This is a genomic window from Pseudomonas sp. G(2018) (assembly GCF_005502415.1).
Classification (GTDB): Bacteria; Pseudomonadota; Gammaproteobacteria; order Pseudomonadales; family Pseudomonadaceae; genus Aquipseudomonas.
Genome location: NZ_SCOO01000068.1, coordinates 1 through 11,986 on the forward strand (window position 1 = coordinate 1; position 11,986 = coordinate 11,986).

Genomic DNA, 11,986 nt, shown 5'->3' on the forward strand with positions numbered 1-11,986 from the left:
ATACACCCCCGTCTCCCGAATCACCGCCAACTCCCCCTCGGTCTCGACCTGTTCGGCAATCAAGGGCAAGTCGATGCTATGGGCGGCGCGCTGGATGGCTTCGATGAACAGACGCTTGTCGCTCTCCTGATCGATCGCACGGATGTAGCTGCCATCGATCTTGAGGTACGCCAACCCGAGACGCGCCAGGTTGCCGATCATGCTGAAACGCCCGCCGAAATGTTGCAGGCTCAGCGAGAACCCGAGTGCGCGCAAACGCCGCGTCAGGTCTTCCAGCATAGCCTGCTCCGGCAACTGTTCTTCACCGATTTCCAGAGTCAGCCGCGGCCCCAGATTGGAATAGGAACGCAGCAGCTCGAGGAGTGCATCCAATGCTTGCGGGTTCTCCAAGGTGGCCGAAGACAGGTTCAGCGCCAGTGAGGCGTCGTGATCGGCCATCTGCTCCAGCACCAACTCCAGCATCAGGCGGTCCAGCCGCGCGGCCCAGCCGAACCGCTGCAGCCACGGCAGGAAGCGCCCCGCTGGAATGCTCTGGCCCTGGTCATCAATCAAGCGTGAAAGCACTTTGTGGTGCAGCACCAGTTGTGTGTCCTGGCTGGCCACCACCGGTTGGAAATACAGTTTGAATCGCCGTTGATTGAGTGCCTGATCCAGCAGGTTGTGCCAGGCGTGATGGTCATCGCCGACCCCGGACAGGGCGCGGTGATCCAGGCAGACCCAATTTGAATCGCTCTGGCCTTCGGCTTGTGCCAACGCCTGATCAGCCAGCGCGAGCACCGCTTGCGGCGCATCGCCATGAACAAACGGTGCCAGCCCGATCGCAGCGACCGAAGCCACGTCGGTGGCCCCGGTCGCATGCAGGCTCGCCAGGGCCGTATCGAGGTGCTGCGCCAGTTGCAGCGCTTCTTCGCGCATCAGGCCCGGCGCCAGCACGGCAAATTCGCCGCCTCGAATCCGCGTGACGAGATTTTGCGTTGCCGGGTACCGGGCGCATTCACGCGACAGCTGCTCGCCGACCGCCCGCAGAAGTTCGTCCGTGCGTTGCCCACCCAAGCGCTGGTTGAGCCCCGCCAGATCCTGAACCCGCAGCAACAACAAATAACCGGAGCTGACCTGCTCCGGGTTGCTCACCCGCGCGTTCAATTGCATCTCGAAATAACGGCGGTTGGCCAACCCGGTCAGGTTGTCCTGATAGGATTCGGCCCGCAGTTTTTCACTGCGCTCGGCCTGTTCCTGAAACAATGCCTTGAGCTTCTCGACCATCTGATTCATGGCCTGCACCACGCGCCTCAATTCAGGCGTGCGTGGCAGCTGCGGCAGGCTGAGGAACTCGCGGCGGGCGATGGCGTGGGACTGCTGGACCATGTAGTCGAGTGGCTTCAATTGTCGGCGCAGCAACAATGCCCCCAACACCGCGCTGATCACGCCGCAGATCAGCAACCACACCAGACTGCCCAGCGCGCTTTGCCACAATTTGGCCAGGGCGAACATCGGGTGGCTGACCACCTCTACCCGCGCAGCCTGTTCCCAGCCACGGCTGACGATTGCATCGCCGCCGGCGGACTCCAGGCCGATCAGTCGAACGAACCAGTCCGGCACCTGGGTATCGCCCGGGATACCACTGCGCACGACCAGCGTTTTGTCGTTGGACAGATCGACCACCCGGATGCTCGCGTAGTAACCGCTGTCGAAGATCGAGCTGACCAGCAACTCGGTCATCGCCGGGTCGTCGATGTTCGGCGTCAGGGACAGCGCCAGTGCCGTCGCGGCGTCCTGGGCGTGGGAGCGCAACTGGTTGACGTACTGGCTGCGCGAGCTTTCGAGGCTGACCATGAAGCTGCCGGTGAAGGCGACGACCAGGAACAGACAGATAGCGATCAACAGTTGTTTGAACAAAGACATCTGTGGGCGTACTCCTAGTGAGTCGTCTCGACCGGAAATCCTTCGGCCTGCATTTTCTTCAGCACATCCTGCCAACGGGACAGGCGTTTGGTGTCATCGACCTTCTGGTTGCCCTTGGCACCAGGTAACCACAACCCTTCTGCATTGAAAGCGTAGACCGGCAGCAAATCCGTACGCTGGCTGGCCGGCTGGATCGTATCGATCAGGCTGTCGAGTACCAGCGGCGTGGCGTTCGGGCTTGAGTAGTATGTCAACACCATGTGCGCGCGATTCAGGCTCAATGCCTTTACGTAGGTAATACGCAACTTGTCGCTGGCAACGCCGAGATGGCGCAGGCTGAAGTACTTGGCGATAGCGTAGTCCTCGCAATCGCCGGCACCTTTCCACAGAGCTTCGATCGGCGTTTCCCAGTAATCGACCTGGTGCCAGAGGTCGATGTCTTCGACGTAGCGCATCCGCTGGTTGAAGAATCGGTTGACCAGGTTGAGCTGTTCTAGCTCGCTGACCTGCTTCTGTGTGGCCAACAACTGTTGCCAATCATCAATACGCTGCTGACCTTCGCCCAAAGGTCCGTACAATGCCTGCGCCCGACTGCTTATCAGGGAAAAATCCCAATCGGCCAGCACACCGCCCAGCATCACGCCGGACAGCAGCAAAGCGCCGCACAGCCAGCGCAGTATCGGGGGAATCGGGAAACGTACCGCCAATGCAAGGCATCCAGGGTAGGCAGGTGGAAGTCGATTGATGGTGTAGGTTAGCCCGTTAAAAAACAATGGCACGGTGCGATCACCCACAGCGCGCTAAACTGAAGGGAAAGCGCTCTGTTGCGCGTTTGACAAGCCGTCAGGCAGTTACTAGTGTCAGTTGGATCCAAAAAATAAATCAGTCAATCAGGGTGCGTTGTAGTGACACAAAAGCCCAACCCTCTCAGCAGTATCAAGGTCAACGGGCCGATTCCCGCTCACCTGGCACGCTCGGTGATCGAACAAACCCTGCGCTCTGCCATTCTCGATGGTCGCTTGCCTACCGGCATTGCATTGCGTCAGCAAGATCTGGCCGATCTATTCGGTGTCAGCCGCATGCCGGTGCGCGAAGCCTTGCGCCAGCTCGAAGCCCAGGCGCTGCTCAACGTGGTCGCCCATAAAGGCGCGGTGGTTGCGCCGCTGGTTCAGGGTGATGCCACGGAAACCTACGCCCTACGGATCCTGCTGGAGTCCGAGGCACTGAGGCTATCGATCCCACTGCTGGATACCGCGGATCTCGAACAGTCCGCCCGCTATATCGACGAGCTGGAAACGGAACACGATTACACCGAAATCGGCCGGCTCAATCGTCTCTTCCATATGTCGCTCTACTGCAAGGCACCCAATAAGCGATTGCTGAAACTGGTCGAAGAGGGGTTGAACGAGGAGGAACGCTTCCTGCGCTTCAACCTCGAAGCCATGGGCCTGGGCAAATTGTCCCAGGAAGATCACCGAGCACTGTTGCGGGCCGCCGAAAAACACGATGTCGAAGGCTCGGTAAAGCTACTGGAAAATCATCTCAATCGGGGGGTCGAGGTTATTACACGCTACCTCAATAGCCCTGAGGCCAAGAGCCAAAAAAACCAGGACTAACCCGAACCTGTAGGAACAAGGCTTGCCCGCGATAGCGATCTCAATGGCGCCATCGCGGACAAGCCGTACTCCTACGAAGAGCAGTTCGGCGAACAATCGGCTTACATTTTCCCCTCTCATATCTCCTCCCTCGACTCGCACACCTCGGTGATAGCGGCTGCCTTGAATTACGCTCACTCTTGGGGTGCGACAACCAATGAACGGGTGACGCACCGCTACAGTGGCGCAGTCCCCGCACCAAGAACCTACGGAAGGAGCCTTGTCACGGGAACGGAAGAATCGGCGCAGCCCCGGCCAACTTCCCCCCCCAGATCACCTCAACGGATTCAATAAGAAAGTTGCTTCGAGTGAGGCATTCACTCTTTATCAAAAATTCTGACTTATATAAGACGGAAGGAGCAACTACACCCAAATAAAACTTAAATCAAAAGTCTTATTGAAACTTGTCACCCTCAAAAAAGTTGAACACATAAATATTAATAAAATAACTTGCTCAACACTTTGTTTGTGTACTAGCTTTTTCACGCCGCCCACAAACACCGGCCGCACATCGCGTCAATACTGCTCCGAGAGCAACTTATACAGATCAATTCGTTTGAGGCATCCGCTCGCCAGCAGAAACTTCAAACAGCAATAAAGCAATTGGTCACCACTGATATTTGACTATTGAATGCTACTTATGAAACCAACCAAAGAACACCTCGAACAAAAGAAATCCGAACTAAGTGCGCATCCGATCTTCTCCGAAATCAATTCACTGTCGGTATTGCAACGCTTCATGGAAACCCATGTCTTTGCCGTATGGGACTTCATGTCGCTGACCAAGCGCCTGCAGCAGGAACTGACCTGTACGCGCCTTCCCTGGTTGCCCCCACGCGATCCGCAGGCGGCGCGGCTGATCAATGAGATTGTGCTGGGTGAAGAGTCCGATGACCGTCCGGGCCAGGGTCACTACAGTCATTTCGAGTTGTACCTGGATGCCATGCGTGAAGTCGGCGCCAGCACCGACGCCGTAGAGCGCTTCGTGGCGCTGCAACAGGAGGGCGTGAGCTACGACGTGGCGCTGCAAAGTGTCAACGTCGAGCCGGCAGCAGCGCGATTCGTACGCCATACGCTGCACACCGCGCTGCATGCCCCGGGCCACAGTGTCGCGGCAGCGTTTCTGCATGGACGCGAAAGCGTGATCCCACAGATGTTCCAGCGCATCCTCGATGACTGGGGCATCGGCATCGAACAGGCCCCGACCTTTTGCTACTACCTTGAGCGACACATCGAGGTCGACTCCGAAGACCATGGCCCTGCCGCTGAAAAACTGCTCGCACGTCTGGTCGATGGCGACCCGCAACGGCAAGAAGACGTTTATGCCAGCGCTATCGCCGCCGTGGAAAGTCGCATCGCCCTGTGGGATGGCCTGCGACTGAGCATGAGCGAACCTTTGGCGGAGGTGAACGCATGAACGCCGCCGACTATCAGTCGTTCGCCGACGCCTGGGAGAGCCGCGCCACCATTCGCACCCGCCCGCGTCGCGTGCTGGAAAACGACGACAAACTGATCTATCCCCTGAGCCGCCAACCCCTGGTACTCAGCGAAACCTTTCTGCGCGAATGCCCGCAACTGCGCGACTTTGCCCTGGTGCAGACGCTGTACAAATTCATCAACGACGTGGTGATTTTCGAAACCGAGATCGTCGACAAGACCGCCCGCAGCATAGCCAAGAATCGGTTCGCCGTGACCTTCCCGTTTGCCTGTCGCTACGACGCCATGACCGTGGTCGTGGATGAGGATTACCACGCGCTGGTGGCCATGGATTTCATGCAACAGACCGTCGCCATGACCGGCATTACGCCCATCGATCTGCCCGACGAAATCGAGCTGAGCCGTGCGATCCCGGCGGCCGTTGACCTCGCACCAGCGCATCTGCGCAGCGCCGTGGAATTGATCTGCGTGGCCATCGCCGAAAACACCGTGACCGGCGATGTCGCGGCGTTCGCCAAGGACGACACGGTCAAGCAATCGATCAAAGGGTTGATGGCCGACCACTTGCTCGACGAAGGCCGGCATTCCGGTTTCTGGTCGCGGATGGTGCGCATTTACTGGCACACCGCGAGCGAAGACGACCGCCAGTGCATCGCGCAAATCCTGCCGGTGTTCATCGGCCATTACCTGACCAACGACATCCAGAAGTCTTTCGACTTCCGACTGATCGACGCCTTGCAGATCAGCGATGCGGCGCGCCAAGCCCTCAAGAGCGAAGTGTCGGGGCTGGCCTTTCCGATCAATCGCCATCACCCCCTGGTGGCCAACATCGTGCGGTTCTTCCGCAGCAGCTCGCTGCTCGATTCGCCGTGCGTGCAAAGCGCCTTGAGCGACTACCTGATCTGACGAGGAGCACATCATGAGACGTCTCGACATTCTGCTCATTGGACAAAGCCAGGCCCTGGCCGATCTTGGGCTGGAACTGGAGCAACACGGTCATGCACTGACGCGGGTGACGGCGCTCGATGATCAAGTGCCGAGTCACTCGGATCTTGTGATCGATGATGCCAGCTTGCCGGTCAAGGGACTCGGTGATGCGACGCGACTGACCCTGCAATTGGGTATCGGGCTGCCGGGCGCTTGCGGCCTACCTTCATTGGACTTGCTGTGCCTGCACAATTCGACGCTGCACGCTCGCGTGCCAATCGCCAAGGAACTGTCAGGCAACGGACAGGCACTGCGTCTGCGCGCGGTGGCGGAACTGGTGAACCAGGTGACCCTGCTGGTCAGTCGCTACTCCCGGGATGCCGAATATTTCCTGCTCGCCGAACCGACGTCTCCCGCTCACTTCGATACGGTCGAAAACCTGCTGTTTCTCGATTGCCTGGCTTTCGTCCACTCGCTCAATGACACCACTGAACCCAGGCTGCTGGAACTCGCCCGGGTGCCAATGATCGAGCGACTGGAACAGCGTTTCATTGAGTGTCCCGAACGACCGGCGTTGAGCGTGGCAGACAGCACGCTCGACTATCGCCAATTGCATGCCCTGAGCCGTGCTGTTCAGCAACGTTTGCAGCCCCTGCTCGATCAACATGAGGGGCCGTGGGTGGTGGGCATCTGCCTGCCAAAATGCACTGCCTTGTACGCGGGGATTCTGGCAATCCTTGGCAGCGGCGCTGTGTACCTGCCGCTGGAACCGAACCATCCGTTGCAACGTCAGCAGTACATCCTGTCGAACGCCGGCGCGGTGTTGCTGCTGCACGACGGGCAGCATCCACTCGCGGCAGAAATGCCAGGCCTGGATATCACCGTCATCGACTGCGATGAGGTGAATCTCGATCTCCCCCTGATGCGCCACCGCCCCGATCTCGACGCTCCATGCATGGCGCTCTACACCTCGGGCACCACCGGCCATCCCAAAGGCGTGCTGCTCAGCCAGGCCAACCTCGCCCACTTCACGGCGTGGTACGCCGACTATGTGCAACTGACCGAACAGAGTCGCGTGCTGCAATTTTCCTCGTTGAGTTTCGACTCGTCGCTGATCGATATTTTCCCGACCCTGTTGCAAAGTGCCGAGTTGATCGTACCCAGCGACGATCAGCGACGCGATCCGCTGCAACTGGTGGAGCTGATTCGTCATCAACGCCTGAGCCACGCCTTTCTACCGCCAGCACTGTTGAGCATTCTGCCGCTGGAGCAGCTGATCAATCTCGATCACATCATGACCGGCGGTGATGTCTGCGAGCCTTGGGTCATCGAGCAACTGACCCGTCAGGGCAAGCTCTACAACCTCTATGGCCCCACCGAAGCCACGGTGCTGATTACCGCGCGACAACTGCAGGCCGGCGATCACAATCGGACCCTGGGCGGCCCGATCGCCAACAGCCAGGTGCTGATTCTCGATGAGGATTTGCAACCGGTGGTCGAGCAGACCGTCGGCGAGTTGCACATCGTCGGGCCGGGCGTGTGCCTGGGTTATCTGAACAACCCGCAACAAACCGCCGAACGCTACCTGAATCTGACCCTGCCCGATGGCCGTAGCCTGCGCGCCTATCGCACCGGCGACATGGCGAAGTGGACCGCTTCCGGTATCGAGCTGTGCGGGCGGCGCGACAATCAGGTGAAGATTCGCGGCTTTCGGGTCGAGCCGGAAGAGATCGAACGCTGCCTGCGCGACAGCCAGTTGTATCGGCAGGTGGCGGTGGTGATCGATAGCCAGCGACGGATACTGGCCTTCCTCGCCCAGCCTCGCGAAGCCCGGCCCGGTGCCGCTCGCGAAGCGCTCAAGGCCCACGCCAGGCAATTGCTGCCCGACTACATGCAGCCCGTAGCGTGGACCGAACTGGCGAGCATGCCATACGCCAGCAACGGCAAGGTCGATCGCAGGGCGCTGCTGGAACTGCCGGTCAGCGTCAGCGAAAACACTCTGCGACGCTTGCCCGCCAACGCCGATGAAGCCCTGCTGCTGGAGATCTGGGCCGAGCTGCTGGAGTTGCCCGCCAACGATATTTCCACCGACGAAAGTTTTTTCAATCTGGGTGGGCACTCGATTCTGCTGTCACAGATGCTACTGCGCTTGCGCGAAGAATTCGGCCGCAGCATTTCGATCAACCGCTTCATCGAACTGCCCACCATCACCAAACTGGCGACGCTCGTGCGTGGCTCCGGCAGTGATGAGGTGCTGAGTGAACAAGCCGTGGCCGATGCCTCGCGCGAACTTCAGGTGCAGCCATTGCCAATCAGCCGCATGGGCGATGTGCACAAGGTGATCGTCACTGGTGCCAACAGCTTTGTCGGCGTCCACATCGTCGAAGCGCTGTTGGCGTGGGGCGCCAGCGAAATCGCCTGCCTGGTCCGCGACGGCAACGGGCAATCGGCGACCGAGCGCTTCGCCCAGGCACTGCGTGAGAACCGCCTGGAGCATCTGGATTTGAGTCGGGTGCGGGTTTACGCGGCGGACATCACGCGCCCGGAATTGGGACTGGGCGCCGAGGTCTACGAGCGCCTTGATCGGGAATTCGGCGCTCTGGTGCACAACGCCGCCAACGTCAATCACGTACTCGATTACGAGTCGCTGGCGCGCGACAACGTCGAACCGATTTTCGAGTGCCTGCGGTTGTGCGAAGGGCGCAGCAAAAAAATCTTCAACTTTGTCTCGACACTCTCGGCCTCCAGCACGATTTCCGCCGATGGCCGAGTGCTTGAACTGCCCGCCGCGCAGACCCCGCCGATCTACATCAAAAACGGCTACAACCTGTCCAAGTGGGTGGGCGAGCGAATCCTCGAACGCGCCCGTGAGCGTGGCGTGCAGGTCAATCTCTTCCGGCCCGGCAACATCAGCTTCAACAGCCTCACGGGTGTGTGCCAACCGCACAAGAACCGTTTGATGCTGATGCTCAAGGGTTCGATCCAGCTCGGCCAGGTGCCGGAGTTCGCGCTGAACTTCGACTTGATGCCGGTGGATTTCCTCGCCCGTTTCATCGCCTTCCATGCCAGCCGCTATCACCCGGAAAAAGCGGTGTTCAACCTGCACAACCCCGAGCCCCTGAGCTGGGATCGCTATGTGGCGTCCTTTCGTGAAGCCGGTCGGGAGTTTTCCCTGGTCAGCGTCGCCGACTGGCAACAACAACTGGGCCGGGTCGACAGCGACAACGCGTTGTTCGGCGTGCTGGGTTTCTACCTCAACGGATTCGAGGAAGACATCGGCGACATCTCGATGATCGGCCATGACAACGCCCAGGCCGGTGTACGGCAGATGGGCGCGCGTTACCCGGAAAAATCCCCGGCGCTACTGCGTCGCGGCTGCGACTACCTCAAAGAAATCAATTTCATCTGATTCATCCAACCAAGAACGGAGCAAAACCATGAGTACACTGCAACCCGATACCCTGATCAAAAACCCGCAAGGCTGCCACGTCGTGTCCTCTGTGGAAGTCCCGGCGGATGCCACGCAGGTCTGGGCGGTGGTCGGCAACTTTGCCGGCTTCGACCGATTCATTCCGGCGCTGTCGCACATCGAAATGACCGGTGAAGGCGTGTCATCCCTGCGCAAGAAGTTCTTCAAGAACGGCAATCTGGTGGTCGAGCAGCTCAACTCCCGCGACGACCAGGCCCTGAGCATGACCTGGACCACGATCTACAACACGCTGGGCGTGGCTAATTTGTGGGCGGCGATGCAGGTGAAACCGCTGGGTGCAGGCAAGTCTGAGGCGACCTGGACCATCATCGCCGAACCGGCGCAGGGTGGCGCCGAAGCTTTGCCGGGCTTCAAGGACTTCGTGCAGGGGTTTGCCGATGATGCGATGAATAATGTGCTGAAGATGTTTGTGTAAGGCTGTGGTTAGGCGGTGTTTGGTACACCGCTTTCGCAAGCAGGCTCGCTCCCACACACTGAAAATCCAATGTGGGAGATTCTATGTTGCCCGGCAACCCTGAACTCTCAGGCTGACAGGTATTTGCTCTGATTTTTCATCAGGGCAAATGCCACCGGACAGAGCTTTCGGGCCCAGGACACCTTTGTCCGGCTGCTGCAAAGAACCGAACGCCTGGAACTCAAAGCCCCACGCGCCTTTTGGCGAACGATTGCTCGCGGCCTGGTGATCGACCATTGGCTCCGCGAAGAAGTCGAACGCGCCTACCTGGAAACCATCGCCCATTTGCCCGAGGCAGAAACGCCAAGCGCCGAATCCAGGGCACTGGTACTCGAATTGCTGGAAAGCATCGCGCGCATGCTTGAAGGCCTGAAGCCGAAAGTACGTCAGGCATTTCTGCTGGCGCAGTGCGAAGGCCTTACCCACATACAGATTGCCCATCGGATGGGGTTGTCCCTGCGTTCGGTGGAGCGCTATGTGGCCGATGCGCTTTTCCACTGCTACACGCTGCGGTATCAAGCGTGATGCCGGTGGATAACCTTTCGCTGAGCCGACATGGCGAGCCGCAACAACACGTTGTCAAACAAGCTATCCATTGGCTGCTGCGCCTGCGCAATAACGCCACCAATTCCAAGCTGCGTCAGCAATGCGAAGTGTGGCGTGCTGCGCACCATGAGCATGAGCTGGCTTGGTGGTGATCCATTCGCCTCTGGATGCCGATCGCCAGCCGGCTCGCGTGGAGGCCGGGCACAGTTACCTGATCGACCACCATCAAGCGAGATTGGTGCCGCCTCCGGATATGGATGTCGGCACCTGGGCAGATGGACTGATCATGACCCGCAACATGCGGCTGGGGGATTTCCTCAAGGAAGTCGGACGCTGTCGCCACGGTTATCTGACGTGCGCGGCCGACATTGCCGACTTGCGATTGTCGGGGGTTTTCCGCCTGGAGGACACCGACAAGCTGCTGGCAATCCTGCCACAAACCTTGCCGGTGCAACTGCGCTATCGCACGCGCTGGTAGGTGACACTGGAACGGCAGGTCTGACAACTTTTTTGGCGGGTTTTCCGAGCAAGTCCGGCTTAGTCAGTAAGCACTGCAACTCAGCCTCAGCGACCTCCCACGGAAACCTACGATGACTGTCCGCTCCATCCGTAAGAACCCTCGCCATTTCACGGCGAAATCGGGCGTCCTGCGCCATGCCGTTCGTACCGCAGCTCGCCCGGCGGCCTAGTGGCGCTGACCAGCAATAAGCCGCTGTATGAGCCCTATCATCAGACTCAAGCCACGATAGGCAATCAATGTCAACGTGGCATGGGTTTCGACTTCAGCGGCCCTGTGGATGACGACAAGCCCCTTGCCTATCGTCCGACTGATAGGGTTGGCGGATCAGTCCGACACACAGTTTGATCACAACAAGGAAAAACGCTTCGCCCTCGCGCCGACGGTCAGCATCGATTTCACCGAAGATACTTCGCTGACCCTGCAGGCCTATATGCAGCATGACCCTGATGGCGGCTATCACGGTGGCGTGCCGGCCGAGGGTACTCTCCACCAGCGCAATGGAAACCGGATCTCCCCGCACTTCTTCGAGGGCGAGCCGAGCATCGATGGCTATCAGCGTGATCAGCAGTCCTTCGGCTACCAGTTCGAGCATCGCTTCAACGACGTCTTCACCGCGCGGCAGAACTTTCGCTACTTAGATTCCAAAGTGAACATGGATCAGGTTTACGCCTACGGCTGGACCACCCCCACCAGTAACGAACTGAATCGCTATTACACTGGCGGCGATGAAAAGCTTCACGCCTTCATCGTCGATAACATGCTGCAGGCGGAATTTTTCACCGGTGCAGCCACGGTGAGCTACCAGTTCTGATTGCTCATCTCGCGCGCATAAAAAAGCCAGGCCCTGAATCCAGGACCTGGCTTTTTTACATCTGCAGCTTTTTGGGAGCCTTGGAACGACAAAACCCCTGTCTGCGCAAGCAGACAGGGGTTTTGGAATTCAATCTTGACGATGACCTACTCTCACATGGGGAAACCCCACACTACCATCGGCGATGCATCGTTTCACTTCTGAGTTCGGGATGGGATCAGGTGGTTCCAATGCTCTATGGTCG

7 protein-coding genes, 1 rRNA gene and 3 pseudogenes are annotated in these 11,986 nt (G+C 58.9%); 8 read left to right on the top strand and 3 right to left on the bottom strand.

Features of this window, described 5'->3' with window-relative positions; all coding sequences use genetic code 11:
• Positions 1 to 1,902, bottom strand: a 1,902-nt coding sequence (lapD, locus tag FFS64_RS30605) for a cyclic di-GMP receptor LapD (protein WP_137808382.1), incomplete at its 3' end; no start/stop codon positions are given.
• Between the two features lie 14 nt (positions 1,903 to 1,916).
• The gene (gene lapG / locus FFS64_RS30610) at positions 1,917 to 2,609 is read right to left on the bottom strand and encodes a cysteine protease LapG (protein WP_137808383.1); all 693 of its coding nucleotides are present in this window, start codon (positions 2,607 to 2,609) and stop codon (positions 1,917 to 1,919) included.
• A 198-nt stretch (positions 2,610 to 2,807) separates the two neighbouring features.
• Here lapG and FFS64_RS30615 point away from each other — a divergent pair, with 198 nt between their 5' ends.
• The 8 genes and pseudogenes from FFS64_RS30615 to FFS64_RS30650 all read left to right on the top strand — a co-directional run.
• Positions 2,808 to 3,518: a GntR family transcriptional regulator gene (locus FFS64_RS30615; RefSeq protein WP_137808384.1), complete on the top strand. Its 711-nt coding sequence runs from the start codon at positions 2,808 to 2,810 to the stop codon at positions 3,516 to 3,518.
• Positions 3,519 to 4,197: 679 nt separating this feature from the next.
• Positions 4,198 to 4,974: a DUF3050 domain-containing protein gene (locus FFS64_RS30620; protein WP_137808385.1), complete on the top strand. Its 777-nt coding sequence runs from the start codon at positions 4,198 to 4,200 to the stop codon at positions 4,972 to 4,974.
• Positions 4,971 to 5,900, top strand: coding sequence for a diiron oxygenase (locus FFS64_RS30625; RefSeq protein ID WP_137808386.1), 930 nt, complete (start codon positions 4,971 to 4,973; stop codon positions 5,898 to 5,900). Before FFS64_RS30620 ends, FFS64_RS30625 begins: the two co-directional genes overlap by 4 nt.
• Before the next feature lie 13 nt (positions 5,901 to 5,913).
• On the top strand, positions 5,914 to 9,330 hold the full coding sequence (locus tag FFS64_RS30630) for a non-ribosomal peptide synthetase (RefSeq protein ID WP_137808387.1): 3,417 nt from the start codon (positions 5,914 to 5,916) through the stop codon (positions 9,328 to 9,330).
• Between the two features lie 28 nt (positions 9,331 to 9,358).
• On the top strand, positions 9,359 to 9,826 hold the full coding sequence (locus FFS64_RS30635) for an SRPBCC family protein (RefSeq protein WP_137808388.1): 468 nt from the start codon (positions 9,359 to 9,361) through the stop codon (positions 9,824 to 9,826).
• Between the two features lie 168 nt (positions 9,827 to 9,994).
• Positions 9,995 to 10,390, top strand: a pseudogene (locus FFS64_RS30640) (sigma-70 family RNA polymerase sigma factor); the annotation flags it as partial.
• Positions 10,390 to 10,889 (top strand): annotated as a pseudogene (locus FFS64_RS30645) (DUF4880 domain-containing protein). The pseudogenes FFS64_RS30640 and FFS64_RS30645, both read left to right, overlap by 1 nt.
• Before the next feature lie 189 nt (positions 10,890 to 11,078).
• A pseudogene (locus tag FFS64_RS30650) lies at positions 11,079 to 11,718 on the top strand (TonB-dependent siderophore receptor); the annotation flags it as partial.
• 157 nt (positions 11,719 to 11,875) lie between these two features.
• On the opposite strand, the gene rrf reads toward FFS64_RS30650, so the two are convergent.
• Positions 11,876 to 11,986, bottom strand: a 5S ribosomal RNA gene (gene rrf / locus FFS64_RS30655); the annotation flags it as partial.